Origin of the sequence: Vibrio mangrovi (assembly GCF_024346955.1) — a bacterium.
Lineage (GTDB): Bacteria > Pseudomonadota > Gammaproteobacteria > Enterobacterales > Vibrionaceae > Vibrio > Vibrio mangrovi.
Genome location: NZ_AP024883.1, coordinates 950,872 through 971,865, shown reverse-complemented (window position 1 = coordinate 971,865; position 20,994 = coordinate 950,872). Strand labels below are relative to the sequence as shown.

18 protein-coding genes are annotated in these 20,994 nt (G+C 44.9%); all 18 read right to left on the bottom strand.

Annotation, left to right across the window (positions count from 1 at the left end; translation table 11 throughout):
- Positions 1-4 precede the first annotated feature (4 nt).
- The 18 genes from tilS to rpsB all read right to left on the bottom strand — a co-directional run bounded on the left by tilS (position 5) and on the right by rpsB (position 20,881).
- Complete coding sequence (gene tilS, locus OCU74_RS04305) at positions 5-1,354, bottom strand: tRNA lysidine(34) synthetase TilS (RefSeq protein ID WP_087480412.1); 1,350 nt, start codon at positions 1,352-1,354, stop codon at positions 5-7.
- Positions 1,355-1,520: 166 nt separating this feature from the next.
- A complete protein-coding gene (gene accA, locus OCU74_RS04300; protein ID WP_087480411.1) occupies positions 1,521-2,480 on the bottom strand; it encodes an acetyl-CoA carboxylase carboxyl transferase subunit alpha in 960 nt (319 codons plus the stop codon).
- Between the two features lie 44 nt (positions 2,481-2,524).
- A complete protein-coding gene (gene dnaE / locus OCU74_RS04295; RefSeq protein WP_087480410.1) occupies positions 2,525-6,004 on the bottom strand; it encodes a DNA polymerase III subunit alpha in 3,480 nt (1,159 codons plus the stop codon).
- Positions 6,005-6,087: 83 nt separating this feature from the next.
- Complete coding sequence (rnhB, locus tag OCU74_RS04290; RefSeq protein WP_087480409.1) at positions 6,088-6,708, bottom strand: ribonuclease HII; 621 nt, start codon at positions 6,706-6,708, stop codon at positions 6,088-6,090.
- A 3-nt stretch (positions 6,709-6,711) separates the two neighbouring features.
- A complete protein-coding gene (lpxB, locus tag OCU74_RS04285) occupies positions 6,712-7,863 on the bottom strand; it encodes a lipid-A-disaccharide synthase (protein ID WP_087480408.1) in 1,152 nt (383 codons plus the stop codon).
- A gap of 91 nt (positions 7,864-7,954) precedes the next feature.
- Positions 7,955-8,743 (bottom strand): acyl-ACP--UDP-N-acetylglucosamine O-acyltransferase, encoded by a 789-nt coding sequence (gene lpxA, locus OCU74_RS04280; protein WP_087480407.1) that lies wholly within the window; start codon positions 8,741-8,743, stop codon positions 7,955-7,957.
- Position 8,744: 1 nt separating this feature from the next.
- Positions 8,745-9,176, bottom strand: a complete 432-nt coding sequence (gene fabZ / locus OCU74_RS04275; RefSeq protein ID WP_200807703.1) for a 3-hydroxyacyl-ACP dehydratase FabZ — start codon at positions 9,174-9,176, stop codon at positions 8,745-8,747.
- A gap of 150 nt (positions 9,177-9,326) precedes the next feature.
- Positions 9,327-10,358 (bottom strand): UDP-3-O-(3-hydroxymyristoyl)glucosamine N-acyltransferase, encoded by a 1,032-nt coding sequence (gene lpxD, locus OCU74_RS04270; RefSeq protein WP_087480736.1) that lies wholly within the window; start codon positions 10,356-10,358, stop codon positions 9,327-9,329.
- A 7-nt stretch (positions 10,359-10,365) separates the two neighbouring features.
- Positions 10,366-10,875, bottom strand: a complete 510-nt coding sequence (locus OCU74_RS04265; RefSeq protein WP_087480406.1) for an OmpH family outer membrane protein — start codon at positions 10,873-10,875, stop codon at positions 10,366-10,368.
- Between the two features lie 16 nt (positions 10,876-10,891).
- Entirely contained in the window at positions 10,892-13,312 is a 2,421-nt protein-coding gene (gene bamA / locus OCU74_RS04260) for an outer membrane protein assembly factor BamA (RefSeq protein ID WP_087480405.1), read from the bottom strand.
- A gap of 49 nt (positions 13,313-13,361) precedes the next feature.
- Positions 13,362-14,720: a sigma E protease regulator RseP gene (rseP, locus tag OCU74_RS04255; RefSeq protein WP_087480404.1), complete on the bottom strand. Its 1,359-nt coding sequence runs from the start codon at positions 14,718-14,720 to the stop codon at positions 13,362-13,364.
- Positions 14,717-15,928: a 1-deoxy-D-xylulose-5-phosphate reductoisomerase gene (gene ispC / locus OCU74_RS04250; RefSeq protein WP_087480403.1), complete on the bottom strand. Its 1,212-nt coding sequence runs from the start codon at positions 15,926-15,928 to the stop codon at positions 14,717-14,719. Before ispC ends, rseP begins: the two co-directional genes overlap by 4 nt.
- Positions 15,929-15,987: 59 nt before the next feature.
- On the bottom strand, positions 15,988-16,830 hold the full coding sequence (locus OCU74_RS04245) for a phosphatidate cytidylyltransferase (protein WP_087480402.1): 843 nt from the start codon (positions 16,828-16,830) through the stop codon (positions 15,988-15,990).
- A gap of 11 nt (positions 16,831-16,841) precedes the next feature.
- Positions 16,842-17,597, bottom strand: a complete 756-nt coding sequence (locus tag OCU74_RS04240; protein ID WP_087480401.1) for an isoprenyl transferase — start codon at positions 17,595-17,597, stop codon at positions 16,842-16,844.
- A gap of 91 nt (positions 17,598-17,688) precedes the next feature.
- Positions 17,689-18,246 carry a ribosome recycling factor gene (gene frr / locus OCU74_RS04235; RefSeq protein ID WP_087480400.1) on the bottom strand — a complete coding sequence of 186 codons (558 nt, stop codon included), beginning with the start codon at positions 18,244-18,246 and terminating at the stop codon, positions 17,689-17,691.
- Positions 18,247-18,278: 32 nt separating this feature from the next.
- On the bottom strand, positions 18,279-19,016 hold the full coding sequence (gene pyrH / locus OCU74_RS04230; protein ID WP_087480399.1) for a UMP kinase: 738 nt from the start codon (positions 19,014-19,016) through the stop codon (positions 18,279-18,281).
- A 160-nt stretch (positions 19,017-19,176) separates the two neighbouring features.
- A complete protein-coding gene (tsf, locus tag OCU74_RS04225; RefSeq protein ID WP_087480398.1) occupies positions 19,177-20,019 on the bottom strand; it encodes a translation elongation factor Ts in 843 nt (280 codons plus the stop codon).
- Positions 20,020-20,149: 130 nt separating this feature from the next.
- Complete coding sequence (rpsB, locus tag OCU74_RS04220; protein ID WP_087480397.1) at positions 20,150-20,881, bottom strand: 30S ribosomal protein S2; 732 nt, start codon at positions 20,879-20,881, stop codon at positions 20,150-20,152.
- Between the last annotated feature and the right edge of the window lie 113 nt (positions 20,882-20,994).

Here is a 20,994-nt window from a genome sequence, read left to right as displayed (position 1 = left end):
CACCTCATTTACGATGCTCTTGCCCGGATTCTGACATGAACTCAGCCATTGTGTCCCAAATCAGATCACAATCTGAACCAGAAAAGTGCTTATCAACAAACAAATTAGCGACCGCTACAACATGTTTTCCACTCATCAGAATAGGAATTCGCCGCCGCTGCCAACTAGGAATCCGGTATTCCTGAAACAGTTTCTTCAACTTATGTCGCCCTTTCCTTCCTAACGGGGATGCCATCAGCCCTTCAGGGTTGAAAGTAATCCGGAGAGGCTCAGCCAGACATTGTCTATTCAGACCGGCATCTGAAGATGTTTCCGTTAATGTTAGTGTGCCCAGACCATCAGGAAGTTCAACACTTTGATTTAATTTTATCTGGCATTGCCAGTCACTGATATCAGGATAAACAGGGATACAGAACAGAAACCCGTCAAAACGACGGATTTCATGCTCTCCGAAACGCAATTTTGGATTCGCATCCGCTCTGGCCTGCAAAACCTGATGATCAATATTAGATAGTTGTATCCGGCTTGGCATCGGATGCCCAAGCTGATGAAGCCACATTCTCAATATCTGTGCCCGGGCAGATTCCCTACAAGTAAGCAGGTGATGCACAGATAAACTGTGGTTAGTTTGTAAAGCTGCCAGATAAAGGTCCTGAAGTAACTCATTCAGCAAGGCTTCCTGACTGGCACATAATTCTGCACTGCGTTGTACTGCCTGCGGAAAATCAGGCCATCGGGATACGAGCAATGGGACAACATCATGACGGATAAAATTCCGGTCAAAGCGGGTATCCTGATTACTCTCATCTTCAACCCACGTTAACTGAAACGATGTCGCATACACTTCAATGTCTGCTCTGGAAACTGTCAGTAACGGACGTAATAACCGGCCCCGGCCAAATGGCATTGACTCTGCCATACAGGATAATCCTTTCGGCCCGCTTCCCCGCTTTAATGCCAGCAGAAAAGTTTCCAGTTGATCATCACGGTGCTGTCCGGTTAAAAGCCGGTCACCTTCTCCGATATAGCGCTGTAATGCCTGATATCTGACCCGGCGGGCAGCCGCTTCCAGACTTTCACCCGTTTTATCGACAACAACATATTCCACCTGAAAAGGCAGGGCTTCTTCAATACACCATTGCCGGCAGCGATCGACCCATTGATCAGCAGACGGACTCAATCCATGGTGAACATGAACGACCACCGCCGGACATCCGTTTTCCCGGACATAGCGGGCAAACAGATGGAGCAACACACGGGAATCAATACCGCCGCTCAATGCTAAAACACACCGGGAATCCGATTGCACATTAGCAGCCATAAACCGGGAGAAATTGTTATAAAGCGTCGACATAGCGTTTTAAGACATCATATTGCAGAAAATCACACGAGGCTTGCAGTTTACCTTGGGGACTTCATTGTGAAAACCTGCATTATTATGAAAAATGAAAGGTTACCAAAAATGAAAGGGAGATCTCTGCAGATCTCCCCATGATATCAACCAGTAGAGTCAATATTATTTAGCAATAACCGTAACTCATCAAACGCTGGAAACGACGATCCAACAAAACATCCTGATCAAATTTATGTAGTTCCTGAAGCTGACGTTGTAGCGTCGCTTTCATTCTCTGTGCCATTTGCTGATGATGACTATGAGCTCCACCCAGAGGTTCTTCAATGACTTCATCAATCAGACCCAGCTCTTTCAACCGTGGAGCCGTTAACCCCATCGCTTCGGCAGCCTGAGGTGCTTTATCGGAATCACGCCACAGAATCGACGCACACCCTTCAGGAGAAATAACAGCGTAAGTTGAATACTGCAACATATTCACATAATCACCGACACCGATAGCCAGAGCACCACCGGAACCACCTTCTCCAATCACATTACAGATCACCGGAACCTTCAGACCTGACATCACTTTCAGATTCGTTGCAATCGCTTCAGATTGTCCGCGTTCTTCAGCACCGACCCCAGGATATGCGCCGGCAGTATCGATAAAAGTGATGATCGGCATATTAAAGCGCTCAGCCATTCTCATCAGACGTAACGCCTTACGGTAACCTTCCGGTTTTGGCATCCCAAAATTACGCTTCACTTTCTCCCGGGTTTCACGACCTTTCTGATGACCGATAATCATCACAGGCTGACCGTCAAGGCGTGCCATACCGCCAACAATCGCTTTGTCGTCAGCATAAGCGCGATCGCCAGCCAGTTCATCAAAATCAGTAAAAACATGTTTGATATAATCCAGCGTATAAGGGCGCAAAGGGTGACGGGCAAGCTGGGCAACCTGCCATGCCCCTAAATCGCTAAAGATTTTTTTCTTCAGTTCCAGACTTTTCTTTTCTAACTGTTCAATCTCTTTATCCAGATCAACCGAGGTGTTATCACCATGACGGGATACATCTCGCAACGCTTCGATTTTCGCTTCAAGTTCTGCAATTGGTTTTTCAAATTCTAGAAAATTCAGGCTCATTTACCGATCCTTTTTGACTCAGCTTTCTCTATTTTCAGCTGAATTTAGTTAAATTCGAGTTCAACCTGGCCGGGGCCAAGCAATTCTTTCAATTCATCCAGTAGTGTATCGTTCGGCGTCACTCGCCATTCTGTCCCCAGGGTCAACTTCGCTCTGGCATCAACCCGTTGGTAATATATGTGAATCGGTACACTACCGGCTCTGTGAGGTTCCAGAATCCGACTGAAACGCTCAAAAAACGGTTCATCAATTTGTGCTTGAGTCATCGATAAAGATAAACTCTTTGCATACTTTTCCCGTGCTGAATCTAAATCCATCACTTCGCGAACAGTCATTTTAAGGCCACCACTGAAGTCATCAAAGCTGACCTGTCCGTTTAGGACCAAAATTTTATCTTTTTCAAGCAATTCTGCATACTGTTCCAGCGCATCGGAGAACAACATCGCTTCCAGTCTGCCGGATCGGTCGTCCAGAGTCAGGATACCAATCCGGGTTCCTCTCTTCGTTGTCATGACCCGCGCAGCAATCACCAATCCTGCGACTTTTAGTGACTGATCGCGTCTTGTTGGCGTCACATCTTTTAATCGACAGTCCGTATAGTGATTGAGTTCCTTGATGTACGCATTCACCGGATGCCCGGTTAAATAAAGACCCAGCGTATCTCTCTCACCTTCCAGCCAGACTTTTTCCGGCCATGGTGGTGCTTGTGTATATCTCTGTTCCACCGCTTCAGGTGCATCGGTCAACACACCAAACATGTCGGTCTGACCAAATGACTCAGCCTGACGGTGTTGGCTCGCCGCCTTAACAGCATCATCGAGAGAAGCCATCATTGCTGCACGATGTGGCCCCAGACGATCAAGCGCTCCGGCATAAATCAGTTTTTCAATCACACGTTTATTAACGCGTTTTAAATCAATCCGGGCACAAAAATCAAATAGATCCTTGAAATGACCTCCGGAGTTCCTGGCTTCCAGAATCGCGTCAATCGGCCCCTCACCAACACCTTTGATCGCACCGATACCATAAACGATGGCACCCTGATCATCGACGTTAAACCGATAAAGTCCCGAATTGATATCCGGAGGTAACACTTTCAGGTTCATCCGGATACATTCATCAACCAGACCAACAACTTTTTCCGTATTATCCATATCCGCGGTCATTACAGCCGCCATAAATTCCGCCGGATAATGCGTTTTCAGCCAAAGCGTCTGATATGATACTAGCGCATAAGCTGCCGAATGCGACTTGTTAAATCCATAACCGGCGAATTTCTCCACCAAGTCAAAGATTTTCATCGCAAGTTCGCCATCAACGCCGTTATTTATCGCCCCTTCTTCGAATACAGCCCGCTGCTTGGCCATTTCCTCCGGTTTTTTCTTACCCATCGCCCGACGCAACATGTCGGCACCGCCCAGCGTATATCCGGCAAGCACCTGAGCAATCTGCATGACCTGTTCCTGATAGAGGATGATGCCGTATGTCGGATCCAGAATCTCTTTGAGCGACTCATGTTGCCATTTTTCATCAGGATAAGAGATAGGCTCTCGTCCGTGTTTCCGGTCAATAAAGTTGTCAACCATGCCGGACTGTAGCGGGCCGGGGCGGAACAGAGCTACCAGAGCGATAATATCTTCGAAACAGTCGGGTTGAAGCCGCTTAATCAGCTCCTTCATACCACGGGATTCCAGCTGGAACACCGCTGTTGTTTCAGAGTTTTGCAGATTTTTGAATGATGGAGGATCAGCAAGAGGAATCGCTTCGATACGAACCGGAGGCTCACCAAGTTTCTCCAGTCTCGGATTAATCAGGCCAAGCGCCCAGTCAATAATGGTAAGCGTTCTTAACCCCAGAAAGTCAAACTTCACCAGCCCGGCAGTTTCAACATCGTTCTTATCAAACTGGGTAACCGGATAATTTCCTTCCGGATCGCAGTAAATCGGGGCAAAATCAGTGATCGTTGTCGGGGAAATAACCACACCACCGGCATGTTTACCGGCATTTCGGGTGCATCCTTCCAGAATCCGGCATTTATCGATCAGTTCTTTCACTTCCTCGTCGGAATCATAAAGATCCTGCAAAGCCGGTTCTGCTTTAAATGCTTTCTCCAGCGTCATTCCCGGATCAGGAGGGACGAGTTTAGAAATTCGATCAACAAACCCAAACGGATGTCCTAAAACCCGCCCCACATCGCGAATAACCGCTTTGGCAGCCATCGTACCAAAGGTGATAATCTGAGAAACCGCATCCCTGCCATACATTTCAGCAACGTGGTCAATGACCCGGTCCCGCTTATCCATACAAAAATCGACGTCAAAATCGGGCATCGATATCCGCTCCGGGTTCAGGAAACGTTCGAACAGCAGATCATATTCCAACGGATCCAGATCCGTAATTTTCAGCGCATAAGCGACCAGCGACCCGGCACCGGAACCCCTGCCGGGACCAACAGGAATATCATTATCCTTCGACCACTGAATGAACTCCATTACGATCAGGAAGTAACCGGGGAATCCCATCTGGTTGATCACGTCCAGTTCAATCTGCAAGCGCTCGTCGTATTCAGGACGCTTTTGCTGTCTGACTTCCGGATCAGGAAACAGGAATTCCAGACGTTCTTCCAGACCTTCCTGGGACTTTTTCACTAAAAAGTCATCGATATTCATCCCTTCAGTCGGGAAATTTGGTAGAAAATACTCTCCCAGCCGAACAGTTACATTACAGCGTTTGGCTATTTCTACCGTATTCTCCAGCGCTTCAGGAATATCCTGAAAGAGCTCGCACATCTCACCTTCACTACGAAGATATTGCTGCTCACTGTAGTGTTTCGGTCTGCGCGGATCGTCCATTGTATAGCCATCATGAATTGCAACCCGTATTTCGTGCGCTTCAAATAAATCCCGGCTCAGGAGTACAACATCGTTTGTTGCCACCACAGGCAAACCACTTTTTTCCGCCAACTCAACGGCAAAGTGCAAATAGGTTTCTTCGTCCAGTCGCCCTGTGCGGGTCAGCTCAAGATAAAAACGATCAGGAAAGTTTGTCTGATAAAAATGCACGCATTGCTCAACCAGTTTCTGGTTCCCTTTCAGCAAGGCTTGTCCGATATCACCGTTTTTTCCGCCAGACAGGACGATCAGGCCTGCTGCATGTTCTTCCAGCCATTCCCTGTCAATCACAGGCCGGTGCTGAATATGTCCCCGGAGATAAGCCCGAGAAATGAGTAAAGTCAGATTGTTATAACCAACATTATCGGCAGCCAGTAAAGTAAGGCGGGTCAGTTCATCACCAAACTCTTCCGAGCGCATAGCGAAATCAGCACCGATAATCGGCTTCACCCCGCAATTATGAGCCGTACTGTAAAACTTCACCAATCCGCACAAGTTGGTAAAGTCGGTTAACGCCATCGCCGGCATTCCCATCTCGGCAACCTTCTTCACCAAAGGAGGTACTTTCGAGAGGCCATCAACCATAGAAAAGTCACTATGAATTCTGAGATGGATAAATTTAGGGTCAGACATAAGAATGAATATCCTGTTCAGGAACGACAAAGAAACGTGTCGTTACTGTATGTAAAAACTGTATGACAAAGTATTGTACGTGATTATATATCTAAGTCCAAAACACGCCGGACAGGTTTAAAACTTCTGCGATGAGCGTCGATCACTCCGTAATTTACAATGGCTTCCAAGTGAGCTTTGGTCGGATAGCCTTTATGCTGGGCAAATCCATAATCCGGATACTGCTGATCCAAAAGTTCCATTTCCTGATCACGGGTGACCTTCGCCAGAATTGAAGCTGCACTAATTTCAGCAACTCTCAGATCACCTTTGACAACTGCCGCCGCCGGCACCGCCAATGGTGGAAGCCGATTTCCGTCAACCAGTACAAACTCAGCAGCAACCGATAATCCATCAACTGCCCGCTGCATCGCAACCATCGTCGCCTGTAAGATATTCATCTGATCAATTTCTTCAGGAGAGCAACGACCGATAGACCAGGCAATTGCTTTCTCCTGAATTTCAGGGAAGAGTGCCAGTCGTTTTTTTTCCGATAATTTTTTTGAATCGGTTAAACCGGAAATTGGCCGGGTTGGATCTAAAATCACAGCCGCGGTAACAACATCTCCAACCAGTGGTCCCCGTCCGACCTCATCAACACCTGCAAACAACTGGTATCCTGATGGATATTCAAAAGGAGGAAAATCTGTTTTATATGTTGCCATTCATTATTGCTCTATAAGGTTCAGCACAGCATTTGCCGCTTGTTTATCTGCATCTTTACGGATTAAACGGTGAATTTCCGTAAATTTACTTTGCATCTGACTGTTATCACCATCCAGTAATGTACACACTTCGCGGTACAGATTCTCAGAGGTACATTCGTCCAGCAGTAACTCTTTCACAATTTCGTCATCTGCAAGGATATTTGGTAATGAAACATACTTTGTTTTTACCAATCGCTTCGCTAAAAAATTGGTCACGGCATTAAACCGATAACCGACTACCATTGGCCGGTTAACCAGCATACACTCTAATGCTACCGTTCCGGAAGCTAACATAACAGCATCAGAAGCCGTTATGACTTCTCTGGCAGTGCCGTTAATCAGGGTGAAGTCCAGCTCAGGAGCAATCTCCTGCCATGCGGCTTCAAACTGTGCATGCCTTTTTTCATTCACCAGCGCAACGACAAAACCCAAATCGGGATATTTTTGCTGGAGCTTCTGACAGGTTTCAATAAAAGGACGACACAACATTTTCAGTTCGCCGCCACGACTACCGGGAAGTACCGCTAACCAGCGCCGTTCCGTATCCAGCTTCAGTTTCGTACGTGCCTCATTCTTATCGGAGGTCAAAGGAATTGAATCCGCCAACGTATGACCAATAAACTCACATGGCACATTGAATCTGTCATAAAATGCTTTTTCGAAAGGGAGAAATGCCAACACAAGGTTTGTCGCCCGGGCAATTTTAAAAATACGTTTCTGCCGCCATGCCCAGACAGATGGACTCACATAATGGACAGTTGTGATACCTAAGTCCTTCAAATTACGTTCCAGACGTAAATTGAAATCCGGAGCATCAATACCGATAAAAACATCGGGGGTATTCTCTTTAAAATAGCGGACTAAGGTAGATTTAACCTGAATCAGACGGGGTAATCTGCCTAATACTTCAGCCAATCCCATTACAGCCAGCTCTTCCATATCAAATAAAGATTCACACCCTAATGCCTTCATTTTCGGGCCGCCAATCCCCACAAAACGAGCATCGGAATACTTCTCCCGAATCGCCTTAATGAGTCCTTCTCCCAGAGTATCACCGGATAACTCCCCGACAACAATTCCGATATTCAGAGGTTTATTCTTGTCCAATACCATCGATTTTGGATACCTAATACGTTTTACTGGTGAATAAATAAAAAAAGATCGCTAAATTTCAGAGCGATCTTTTCTCATTATTCAAGATGAATCAACGAATAATTCCGCGTTCTGACTGAGTCAGAAAATCCAGGAAAACCTGAACTGCCGGACTTGACTCAGCTTCTTTCGCAATTTCAGTTTTCGCTTCATCCAGCTTCAGACCACTACGGTACAGTGTTTTATACGCCCGTCGAATCGCATGAATTTCAGATTTTTCAAATCCACGGCGCTTCAGGCCTTCAATATTAATACCAAACGGTGAACAGTGGTTTCCCTGAGCCGTGACATAAGGAGGAATATCCTGGACAACAATGGAACCACCGCCCAGCATTGCATGTTCTCCGATATGGCAGAACTGATGAATCGCACACATTCCACCAACAATAGCATAGTTTCCGACTTTTACATGTCCGGCTAACGTTGCATTGTTAGCAAAAATACACCGGTCTCCGACAATACAATCGTGCGCAACATGCGCGTTGATCATAAACAGGTTATCATTTCCGACTTGGGTAATCCCTTGATCCTGTACCGTTCCCCGGTGCATGGTCACACTCTCACGAATCGTATTCCGATCCCCGATAACCAGCTGTGTATCTTCCCCTTTGTATTTCAAATCCTGGCAAGCTTCACCAATAGAAGCAAACTGGAAAATACGATTTTCCTGACCAATCTTAGTCGGTCCTTTGACGACAACATGAGACAGAAGTTCTGTCCCATCACCAATTTCCACTTTTGCTTCTACATAACAAAATGGACCAATTTTTACATTAGCACCGATCAGAGCACCATCTTCAACGACTGCAGTCGGGTGTATCTGAGCTGTTTCATGAATCATACTAAAATTCTCTGCGAGCACATTTCAGTTCAGCCGAACAAACGACTTCACCATCAACTTTTGCCACTCCAGTGAAAAGTGCAATTCCCCGACGATCTTTCAGGAACTCAACTTCAACGATCAACTGATCCCCCGGAGAGACTGGTTTGCGAAACTTCGCATTATCAATACTAGCAAAATAATAAAGCTCATTCTCTTTAGGAGCTCCAAAAGTTTTAAATGCAAGCAGGCCAGTCGCCTGAGCCATAGCTTCCAGAATCATCACTCCCGGGAATACCGGCAGCTGAGGAAAATGTCCAGTGAACTGAGGTTCATTGACCGATACATTCTTCAGGCCAATCAAGTATTTCCCTTCATCGTAATCTGTCACCCGATCAATCATTAAAAATGGGTAACGATGCGGAAGGAGTTTCTGAATCTCAGTGATATTCATCGTCTTCTTTTCAGTAGTCAAAGTCATATTCCTATACAATCAATAAAAACTAATCTGGGCATTATCAACAAAAAAGGCTCACACGATGCGAGCCTTTTCTATACCCTTCCCCGTAAAATCAAATCCGGTCAAGGATACACAGCAGAATGATCAAGATTCCACTTGCTGCTCCAGCAATTGCTCGACGGCTTTCAAACGTTTATGCATATCTTCAATCCGAAGAACCCGGGCCGCTGTTTTACGCCACTCTTTATTCGGCTGAAGAGGTATTCCCGAAGAGTAAACACCTTTTTCAGGAAGGCTCCGCATAACCATTGCCATACCGGTAATAGTCACGCCATCTGCAATTTCAATGTGACCATTAATGACCGAAGCACCACCGACCACACAATATTTTCCTATCGTGGTACTTCCTGCGATAATCGTACCACCAGCCATTGCTGTACCATATCCGATGTGCACGTTATGAGCGATTTGCATCTGGTTATCAAGGATAACATTATCTTCAATTACCGTGTCGTCGAGTGTACCACGATCAATTGTTGTTGATGCGCCAATTTCAACCCGGTTACCTATCCGGACAGTTCCCAACTGAGGAATTTTAATCCATTCCCCTTTCTCGTTAGCATAACCGAACCCGTCAGAACCGATGACCGTACCCGACTGAACCAGGCAATCAGTGCCGATCACAACCCGATGATAAATACTAACATTAGCCCATAAACGCGTATTGCTGCCAATATTAGCTTTTTTACCAATAAAGCAGCCCGCACCGATGATCACGTTATCTCCCAGCACAGCACCGGACTCAATGACCGAATTAGCGCCGATCGATACATTGGAGCCAAGAACCGCATCCTCAGCAATCACGGCAGATGCCGCAATTCCAGAAGCCGGTGCTGGTGTTGTATCAAGAGCCTGAGCAACTTTTGCGAAAGCGACATACGGGTCATCAACAACCAATACATTTTTCGGACACAGTGACTGATGAGAAGACTTCACCATGATCACAGATGCCTGACAATCTCCTAAATGCTTCGCATACTTCGGGTTTGATAAGAAAGTGATATCACCCTCTTTCGCTTTATTCATCGGCGCGACAGAACTTACGGCAACGGTTGGATCCCCGATAATTTCACCATTAGTGATATCTGCCAGCTCTGCTAATGTCAGTTTTACCATCATATAATTATTTCAACGCTTTAATAACCTTGTCCGAGAGATCATACTCTGGTTTGCCATATTGCATAACCTGAGTATCGATAACCATGTCATAGCCTTCTTTCTGAGCAATTTTTTCTACTGCATCGTGGATAACTTTCAGCAATTTACCTTTTTCTTCCGTTTCTCTTTTAGAAGATGCCTGCTCCAAAGCCTGTGACTTAATCTTATACTTACTGTCAAGCTGCCCGATTTCGATACGTAGCTTTTCCACCTCATCAGCACTCATCAATGAACTGTCTCTTTTCAGCTTTTCAACTTTATTTTTTGCTTCAGTTCTGATGCTTTGCAGCTCAGCAGCTTTATCCTGAAACTCCTGCTTCATTTTTTGCAGGACAACTTCTCGCTGAGGAAGTTGCTGGAACACTTTCGCAGTATTGATATAGCCAATTTTCTGTGCAGCTTCAGCAGCCAGACTAAAACATGACATGCTCAAAACAGCTAAACCAACACTGATTGCTTTAATATGATTCCTCACAATTAATATCCTCATTTTAGAAAGTTTTACCTATAGTGAAGGAGAAGAACTCTTCATCATCCCCTTCGTATTTCTTAATCGGTTTTGCTATAGCAAAGACGAGCGGCCCCATCGGAGACATCCACTGCAATGCAGCGCCATATGATGAGCGGTATTTTGTCGGATCGGAATAATCATAATAATACGCATCGCCATAATCTGCACCGCGATCACGATAATCAAATTCTGTGTCCCAGACACTGGCCATATCATAGAAGATGCTCGTCCGAACCTGATTTTGTGCTTCTTCAGATGCGAATGGTGTCGGAACAATCAACTCAGCGCTAGCCAGCATCATTGCGTTCCCCCCGGCCGAATCATTTGTCGCAATCAATGTACCGTTATTACTGTCTGCATAACTTTTGAATACAGCCTTCGGTCCTGCTGAATTCGAGCCGAAACCACGCAACGTAGAAAAACCACCCGCATAAAAGTTTTCATAGAATGGGTAAAGATTATCGTTCCCGCCATCTTGCCCATAACCATTTCCATACCCCAGTCTTCCTCGGAGCAACAAGGTGAAATCATGTTTCTTAGTCAGAGGAACATACTGTCTGACGTTATATTGCATCTTAAAATACTGGGTATCAGAACCCGGGACAGTAATCTTGTAAGAAGCCCGCTGATAATTCCCTGCTGTCGGGAAATATCCTTTGTTCAGATTATTTCGGGTCCAGGTCAGATTAAGATCAAAATCATCTGTGACAAAACTCACGGTTGAAGAAGTATTTGAATCAATCCCCTGAGACATTAAAAATTGTTCAATCTGAAGGTAAGGCGAAAGGTTTCCGATTTGATTATGTGTGTACCCGACACCAAACGCAAAACGGTTCAGTTCATCGTAAGGGAATCCCCATGTCAGACTCGTCCCATAACTTTCATTGGTATAGTCGACAATACCAGCCTCTGATGCTTCAAATTCATTATAGAAAATCTTGCCTCCTAAGCTAACGCCATCCAGATTCCAGTAAGGATCGTTATAGCTCAGAGTCACATTTTTCTGATAATCATTGATTGTCGTCGTAATGCCGACACTATTTCCGGTTCCCAGAAAGTTTTCCTGTTGTAAGCCAACCTGAAAACTCATGCCTGATTCCGTACCATAGCCGATGCCGAAATTGACACTACCGGAATTTGCTTCTTTAACGTTATAAACGAGATCGACCTGATCATCACTTCCCGGTACACGTACAGTCTGAACATCAACAGTTTCAAAGAAGCCCAGCCGGTTCAGGCGGGTTTTCCCTGCATCAATCGATTTAGAATTCAGCCAGCTTCCTTCCATCTGACGCATTTCACGACGAAGGACTTCATCTTTCGTGACTGTATTTCCGACAAAACGAATATCACGCACATAAATGCGCTTTCCGGGAGAAACATGAACAACCAGAGAAACTTCCTGTTTGTCGTCATCAAACTCAGGAATTGTTCTGACTGTAGGATAAGCATAACCGGATTCACCAAGAATTTTCTTGATATTGCTTTCCAGAGCAGTCACAGAAGAACCGTTATAAATATCTCCTTTCTCGAAAGGAATCAGATGATTAAAATCATCTTCTTTACCAATCAACTCACCTCTGAAAGTGACATCTTTGACTGTATATGGCCTGCCTTCATTCAGATTCAAGGTAATATAAACACCTTTTTTATCCGGAGAAATTGAGACTTGAGTTGATTCAACCTGGAACTTCAGATAACCGCGATCCAGATAAAATGACTTCAGTTTTTCCAGATCACCGGCAAGAACTTGCTTTTGATACTTATCTGAAGATAAGAAATTCCACCACGCGACATCAACATTGAGATCAAAGCGGGAGAGAAGCGTCTCATCACTGAAGACATGGTTACCGATGAAATTGATCTGCTGAATTTTTGCAGAAACACCTTCGGTAAAGACAAATTTAAGATCAGCCCGATTTCGCGGTAGTGGTGTAACAACCGCCTTTACTGTCGCATTATATTTACCGACACTGTAGTAGAAATCTTCCAATCCTTTTTCAATATTACTCAAGGCAGTACGATCAAGTGCCTCACCAACCCGGACTCCTGATGCATTCAGGTTCTCAGTCAGTTGTTCATCTTTAATCGCTTTATTGCCTGAGAAAGAAACACTTGAAATGGTCGGCCGTTCTTTAACTGTCACAACCAGCGTGCCATTATCCCGAGATACCTGAATATCCTCAAAATTGCCGGATGAGTATAGCGCCTTGATCAAATCGGCAATATCCTGAGAACCAATCGTATCTCCGACCCGAACTGGCATCTTCAATAATGCAGCACCAAGAGTAACACGCTGTAATCCATCAACCTGAATGTCCTGAACAACAAATCGCTCGGCACCGTAAACAGACATACTGCTGACAAGCACTGTTGTCAGGATAAGCTTTTTTATCGCCATCGTTATTCTAATTATTCCTTTGTACAACTTATGCCTAAATGCAGATTCATCACAGGCGCGTAAAATCATTAAACATGGCAATCGCCATGAGTGAAAAAATAATTGCACCGCCAATACGGTATCCTATCTCTTGAACTCTCTCCGGGACAGGATGTCTCGTAACAGCCTCAATAGCAAAAAACATCAGATGTCCTCCATCCAGCATCGGAAGCGGCACTAAATTGATAATTCCCAAGTTAATGCTGATCAATGCCAGAAACCCAAGAAAATAGACTAAGCCATATTCAGCGGTCGTGCCTGCTCCCTTCGCTATCGAAATCGGCCCACTTAAATTATTCAGTCCGACATCACCAATCAACAGTTTTTTCAACATGCTAATCGTCAAACCGACAACCTGCCCTGTTTTTTCAACAGCCTTCGGGATCGATTCAAAAACACCAAACTGTAAATTATAACGATAATTTGCAGGCCACTCATCTACAGAAGGAGAAATACCTGCAAATCCAACCGTACGTCCGTCAGACAGAGTTCTGGTTCCTGGAATAAGAGCAACATCAACATGCTGTCCATTTCTTAAGACAGACAAATTGAGCGTCTTATCCGGGCTATTTTGCACCGACTGAACAACCTGTGGCCAGGAAGAAACTTCTTTACCGTTAATTGCAATGATCTCGTCGCCAGAGGTTAATCCAGCCTCAGCACCCGCTCCTCCTTCAACGACCTGATCTAAAATCGTCGATACTTTTGGAGAATATGGCCGAAATCCAAGAGCCTTCATTGGAGACTCTTTTTCTGGGTCAAAGTTCCATGAAGAGAGATCAAGATGCAAAATTTCCTGATGACCGACAGAGTCTGCCTCATGAACAGTCAAAGTCATCTGAGCATCACCAATATGAGAAATCAACTCCATATTGACTGACTCCCAGTCTGCAGTATTAACACCAGAGACAGCCTGGATTTCCATCCCGGAATGCAATCCTGCATCCGCAGCAATTGAAACCGGAGCAACGTCTCCGACAACAGGTTTCACTGCTGGAATTCCAAGACAAAACACCGCCCAATAAGCAAAGATTGCAAACAAAAAATTAAATACAGGTCCGGCTGCAACAATTGCAGTCCGTTTCCATAAAGGTTTCTGATCAAAAGCCAGAGAACGCAAATGTTCGGGAACATCAGCAATTCGACTATCCAGCATTTTCACATAACCGCCCAGAGGAATGATTGACAAACTGTATTCAGTTCCATCTTTCGCCATTCTGCGCCAAATCGAACGCCCGAATCCGATAGAAAATTTTTCAACTTTAACGCCACAACGGCGGGCAACCCAAAAATGACCGAACTCATGGACGGCAACAAGTATGCCTAATGCAAGGATAAAGGAAACTAAATTCCACAGGATACTATTCATAACGAATACTCTTTGACTAATAGCTGTGCCGATTGCCGAGCTATCTTATCGAGCTTCAGCAAGCATTCCAAATCCATTACAGAAGATGAATGCTCAGTTGTACACATTTTTGACAAAACTCGCTCATTAATGGCGGCAATATCTGTAAAACGAATCCTGCGATTTAAAAATGCTTCAACGGCAATTTCATTAGCGGCATTCAGCGAAGTTGTGGCATGTTGTCCTTCATAACACGCATCAATCGCTAACTGCAGGCACGGGTAACGCTCAGTATCTGCCTGCATAAATGTCAATTCACTTAAGCTGGAGAAATCCAGTGGTGCAACCCCTGAAGAAACCCGCTGTTCCGGGTAACCCATGGTGTAAGCAATCGGAGTTGCCATATCAGGTTCACCCATCTGAGCAATAACACTGCCATCACGGTACTGAACCATTGAATGAATCACTGACTGAGGATGGATCAAGACTTTAAGCTGTTCCCGGGAGGTGTTAAATAACCATTTCGCTTCAATATACTCAAGCCCTTTATTCATCATTGTGGCTGAATCAACCGAAATTTTCGGTCCCATTGACCAGTTGGGATGAGCAATAGCCTGCTCAGGCGTGACATCGGAAAGCGTATGAACCGGAGTATAGCGAAATGGCCCGCCGGAGCCAGTTAACAAAATATGAGAGATGCCATTTTCAGACAGATGGCATCGTCCCAATGTTTTCTGGATGGTAAGAGGAAGACACTGAAAGATTGCATTATGCTCGCTATCAACCGGCAGTAACTGAGCACCATATTGTTCTACCGCATCAATAAACAACTGACCAGACATGACCAGCGCTTCTTTATTTGCCAACAGTACTCGTTTCCCGGCTTTAATCGCTGACATCGTCGGTAATAAACCAGCAGCACCAACAATTGCAGACATCACCGTATCAACATCGTCAAGTGCAGCCATATCACACATCGCCTGCACTCCGGACAAAACTTCAGTCTTGACAGAACTCGGTTGCAGCTTCTGCTTCAACTGGCTGGCTGCCTGCTCAGAAGCCATCACAGCATACTGTGGTTGCCAGTGGCAACAAAGCTGATACATTTTCTCGACGTGGCTGCCAGCCACCAAAGCAACAACTGAAAACAGTTCAGGATTTTCTTCCACGACCCGGAGTGTACTGGCTCCTATGGATCCTGTGGCTCCTAAAATTGTTAATCTACGCATAGAAAAAACCGTATCACTCTTTTGGAACATCACTGCAAGACACCGACTTCACAGGTCAGTTACACCTGGAAGTACAGAAATGCAAACACAGGGAATGCAGCAGTTAAGCTATCCAGACGATCTAAAATACCGCCATGCCCGGGAATAATATGACTACTATCTTTGATCCCGGCAACACGCTTGAACATACTTTCCACCAGATCACCCAATACAGAAAAAATAACTGTCAGCAGTATCGTCACTAACATCATTCCGGTACTGGAAAAGTGGAGTTCAAACCACTCAACTAACCCAAAAGCAACGATACATGCAGCGACAACCCCGCCGATTAAACCTTCAATAGTTTTATTCGGACTCACTTCCGGGGCCATCTTATGTTTTCCCCACAAACGTCCGGAGAAATAAGCGCCACTGTCTGCAACCCAAACAATCAGGCAGACAAACATAACCAGCTTCGCACCATGAAAAGGGTCTACGGATAGATCTTCCGTCCGGAGTAATAAGATACTCCAGAAAAATGGAATTAATGTCAGCAACCCAAAAAGGTGTTTAAGCCCTTTTGAATATTCCCAGCGAGAACGGGATTTAGGGTAAGAAACAGCCAGATAACTCGCTACAATCCACCACAGAAAACCACCCCACAGAAGAAGCTGGAAAGAAAATGGGAGTGAATGATCCATGGTAAAGTCTTCAGGCAATATCCACAGACTCACACCACCAATCACAATTGCTGGCAGGAGAGAAACAAAACGAGAATCGAAACTAATAAACTGTGTCCATTCCCAGAAACCAAATAGCGTAATCAACGCCAAGGTTGCTATAAAAATACTCAGAGGTAATTTAAAAATTCCCAGCACCACTAAGGGAGCCAAAACTAAGGCAGTAATAATTCTCAGCTTCAAATCCTGAACCTTTATCTCTTATCCATAATTGCTTTAATTTGTTCACCGGTACAACCAAAGCGTCGTTCACGATTGACAAACCAGGTAATCGCTTCAATTAAGCTTTCTTCATTAAAATCAGGCCAATACGTTGGCGTAAAATACAATTCTGCGTATGCAAGCTGCCACAACATGAAATTACTGATCCGGCATTCACCACTGGTCCTGATCAATAAATCGACATCGGGTAAATCTGACATCATCAAGCCCTGGGCCAACATATCTTCTGTAATGTCAGAAGGCGTCAATTCCCCGGTGGCAACTCGTTCTGCAACTTTTCTGGCAGCCTGGGTAATATCCCACTGCCCACCATAGTTAGCCGCAATATTAACCACCATACCGGTATTCTGCGCGGTTAAAGACTCAGTCTGAGCAATCTTATCTTGTAAACGAGAGTTAAAACGAGAGATATCCCCGATGACCCGTAATCGGAGATTGTTTTTGTGCAGTTTTTTGGCTTCTGTTGACAACGCAGTAATAAACAACTCCATCAATACACCAACTTCATCTTCAGGACGCCGCCAGTTTTCACTACTGAAAGCAAATAAAGTCACCGCCTGAATACCCAATTGAGCTGCTGTTGTAATTGTTTTTCTTACCGCTTTGACACCATTTCTATGTCCAAAAACTCTCGGTTTTCCCCTGGCTTTTGCCCATCGTCCATTACCATCCATAATAATAGCAATATGTTGGGGGAATGCATCAGACGAGAGTTGTGATTTTTGCATAAGGAACGAATTGATTTTCAGTAAAATGTTTAGAACAAAAAGGCGCTGTACTGTTCTTGCTCAGCGCCTCTATGACATACAAAGATATCAACTAAACTTCCATTAACTCTTTTTCTTTTGCAGCCAGAACTTCATCGATATTCTTTACGGCAACATCAGTCAGTTTTTGGACGTCTTCCTGAGCTTTACGTTCTTCATCTTCTGAAATTTCTTTATCTTTCAACAAAGCTTTCAGTTCATTATTTGCATCACGACGAATATTTCGTACAGCAACCCGGCCACCTTCTGCTTCACCGCGAACAATCTTAACCAGATCACGGCGACGTTCTTCCGTAAGCGCTGGCAGTGGTACACGAATAACAGTACCGGCAGACATTGGATTTAAGCCCAGATCAGACATCATAATGGCTTTTTCTACTTTGGGTGCCAATTCTTTGTCAAAAACAGTAATCGCAAGTGTTCTTGAATCTTCGGCAACAACATTAGCAACCTGATTCAACGGTGTCGGTGCGCCGTAATATTCAACGGAGATACCGGAAAGTAAACTGGGATGAGCCCGGCCTGTGCGAACTTTAGATAGGTTATTTTTGAGCGCTTCTACACTCTTATCCATTCTTTCCTGAGCGTCTTTTTTGATTTCATTAATCACATTATCACCTTAATTCTTACTCAACCTATAGATTACAACGAAGCCTTGTTGTTAATAAGTGTACCTTCAGCTTCTCCCATCACAATACGGCGCAGGGCTCCAGGTTTATTCATATTAAAGACTCGGATTGGCATTTGATGATCTCTGGCAAGCGTAAAGGCGGCCAAATCCATCACTCGTAATTCCTTTTCAAGAACATCGTCATAAGTCAGCTTATCATACAGTTCTGCTTCTGGGTTTGCTACCGGATCAGCACTATAAACACCGTCAACTTTTGTGGCTTTCAGCACAACATCAGCCTCAATTTCGATGCCACGTAAGCACGCAGCAGAATCTGTTGTGAAGAAAGGATTCCCAGTTCCCGCAGAGAAAATGACAACGCGGCCCTGCCGAAGCTGACTGATGGCATTGGCCCAGTTATAGTCATCACACACACCATTCAGCGGAATTGCAGACATAACCCGTGCATTCACATAAGCCCGGTGCAGAGCGTCACGCATCGCCAGACCATTCATCACTGTTGCCAGCATCCCCATGTGATCACCGACAACACGATTCATACCGGCTTTCGCCAGTCCGGCACCACGGAATAAATTTCCGCCACCAATTACGACGCCAACCTGAACGCCCAGCTCAACCAGTTCTTTTACCTCCTGAGCCATACGATCAAGCACAGTAGGATCGATGCCAAAGCCTTCATCACCTTGTAGGGCTTCACCACTTAATTTTAACAAAATACGTTGATATGCAGGTTTCGGATTCGTTGTCATGGTGTTTACCTTCTCAAGAAAGTTGTCAATCAATTAACTGTCATGAATAGATGCTTGAAGATTATTATAAACATATATTCATCACAATTAATGATGGTTCTAATCGCGAAAAGACCGCAGCAATTGCCACGGTCCTTTTCATTGCTTAGCGAATCAGAAATTAACCTTTTTGCGCCAGTGCAACTTCTTCAGCAAAGCTCAGGCCTTCCTGTTTTTCAATACCTTCACCGACTTCAAGACGGACAAATGCAGAAACAGAAGCACCTTTTTCTTTCAGGATTTCGCCAACAGATTTCTTAGGTTCCATCACGAAAGGCTGACCAGTCAGAGAGATTTCACCGGTGAATTTCTTCATACGGCCAATAACCATTTTCTCTGCAATTTCAGCTGGCTTGCCTTCATTCATTGCAATTTCAACTTGAACTTCTTTTTCTTTTTCAACAACATCAGCTGGTACATCTTCTGGGTTGACGTACTCAGGGCGAGATGCAGCAACGTGCATCGCGATGTGTTTCAGAGTTTCAGCATCGCCTTCACCGGCAACAACAACACCGATTTTCTCACCATGGCGGTAAGAAGCCATTGCTGCACCTTCGATATACTGAACGCGACGAATTGTGACGTTTTCACCGATTTTAGCAACCAGTGCCACACGAGTTTCTTCAAATTGAGCCTGAAGTACATCAACAGTTGTTTTAGAAGCCAGCGCTGCTTCAGCAACTTCGTTGGCAAATGCAGTAAAGTTTTCGTCTTTAGCAACAAAGTCAGTTTGGCAGTTGACTTCAAGAAGAGCAGCAAGACCGTTGCCTTCTCTGATAATAATCGCGCCTTCAGCTGCCAGATTACCTGCTTTTTTAGCAGCTTTAGCAGCACCACTTTTACGCATGTTCTCGATTGCAAGTTCAATATCGCCGTCTGTTTCAACCAGCGCTTTCTTACATTCCATCATACCTGCGCCAGTACGCTCGCGCAGTTCTTTTACTAGAGCAGCAGTAACAGCCATTCTCTATTCCTCGATTGATTCTGGATATGGTAAAAATCGGGGGCCAGTTTCCGGCCCCCAATGTTAACTATAACTTAGCTAATGTGTCACTTCCGTTGCACATCAGACTAAGTGTGACTCAGAGCCGCAATTATTCAGCTTCTACGAAACCGTCTTTTTCAGCAACAATAGCAGCAACGTCTTTGTTACGGCCTTCACTGACAGATGCAGCAGCAGCATTCAGATAAAGTTGAACTGCACGGATTGCATCATCGTTACCTGGAATAATATAGTCAACACCATCTGGGTTAGAGTTCGTATCAACAACTGCGAATACAGGGATACCCAGGTTGTTCGCTTCTTTAACTGCGATATGCTCGTGATCAGCATCGATGATGAACAGAGCGTCTGGTAAACCACCCATATCTTTGATACCACCAAGAGATTTCTCCAGCTTCTCCATTTCGCGAGTACGCATCAGAGCTTCTTTCTTGGTCAGCTTGTCGAAAGTACCGTCTGTTGATTGAGCTTCAAGGTCTTTCAGACGCTTGATTGACTGACGAACGGTTTTCCAGTTTGTTAGCATTCCGCCCAACCAGCGGTTGTTAACATAGTATTGGTTGCTTGCTAATGCAGCTTCTTTTACAGATTCAGATGCAGCGCGCTTTGTACCAACGAAAAGAACTTTACCTTTTTTCTCACCGATTTTTGCCAGCTCAGCCAGCGCATCGTTGAACATAGGAACAGTTTTTTCCAGGTTAATGATATGAACACGGTTACGAGCACCGAAAATGAATGGCTTCATTTTTGGGTTCCAGTAACGAGTCTGGTGACCAAAGTGAACACCAGCTTTTAGCATATCGCGCATTGATACAGTTGCCATATTTTCATCCTCTATGGGGTTAGGCCTCCACATCCCCCATGTTTCCGACCCCTGCACTATTTCAGCAGAAGCACCCCGGAACACGTGTCGGAATGTGTGTGATTTAAAGAAGT

What these genes read in the sequence shown, in the direction of transcription:
- rpsB (WP_087480397.1), bottom strand. Translation starts at nt 20,881, where the DNA reads ATGGCAACTGTATCAATGCGCGATATGCTAAAAGCTGGTGTTCACTTT.
- ispC (WP_087480403.1), bottom strand. Translation starts at nt 15,928, where the DNA reads ATGCGTAGATTAACAATTTTAGGAGCCACAGGATCCATAGGAGCCAGT.
- pyrH (WP_087480399.1), bottom strand. Translation starts at nt 19,016, where the DNA reads ATGACAACGAATCCGAAACCTGCATATCAACGTATTTTGTTAAAATTA.
- fabZ (WP_200807703.1), bottom strand. Translation starts at nt 9,176, where the DNA reads ATGAATATCACTGAGATTCAGAAACTCCTTCCGCATCGTTACCCATTT.
- lpxD (WP_087480736.1), bottom strand. Translation starts at nt 10,358, where the DNA reads ATGGTAAAACTGACATTAGCAGAGCTGGCAGATATCACTAATGGTGAA.
- lpxB (WP_087480408.1), bottom strand. Translation starts at nt 7,863, where the DNA reads ATGGTATTGGACAAGAATAAACCTCTGAATATCGGAATTGTTGTCGGG.
- rnhB (WP_087480409.1), bottom strand. Translation starts at nt 6,708, where the DNA reads ATGGCAACATATAAAACAGATTTTCCTCCTTTTGAATATCCATCAGGA.
- bamA (WP_087480405.1), bottom strand. Translation starts at nt 13,312, where the DNA reads ATGGCGATAAAAAAGCTTATCCTGACAACAGTGCTTGTCAGCAGTATG.
- rseP (WP_087480404.1), bottom strand. Translation starts at nt 14,720, where the DNA reads ATGAATAGTATCCTGTGGAATTTAGTTTCCTTTATCCTTGCATTAGGC.
- tilS (WP_087480412.1), bottom strand. Translation starts at nt 1,354, where the DNA reads ATGTCGACGCTTTATAACAATTTCTCCCGGTTTATGGCTGCTAATGTG.
- dnaE (WP_087480410.1), bottom strand. Translation starts at nt 6,004, where the DNA reads ATGTCTGACCCTAAATTTATCCATCTCAGAATTCATAGTGACTTTTCT.
- tsf (WP_087480398.1), bottom strand. Translation starts at nt 20,019, where the DNA reads ATGGCTGTTACTGCTGCTCTAGTAAAAGAACTGCGCGAGCGTACTGGC.
- OCU74_RS04240 (WP_087480401.1), bottom strand. Translation starts at nt 17,597, where the DNA reads ATGCAAAAATCACAACTCTCGTCTGATGCATTCCCCCAACATATTGCT.
- lpxA (WP_087480407.1), bottom strand. Translation starts at nt 8,743, where the DNA reads ATGATTCATGAAACAGCTCAGATACACCCGACTGCAGTCGTTGAAGAT.
- accA (WP_087480411.1), bottom strand. Translation starts at nt 2,480, where the DNA reads ATGAGCCTGAATTTTCTAGAATTTGAAAAACCAATTGCAGAACTTGAA.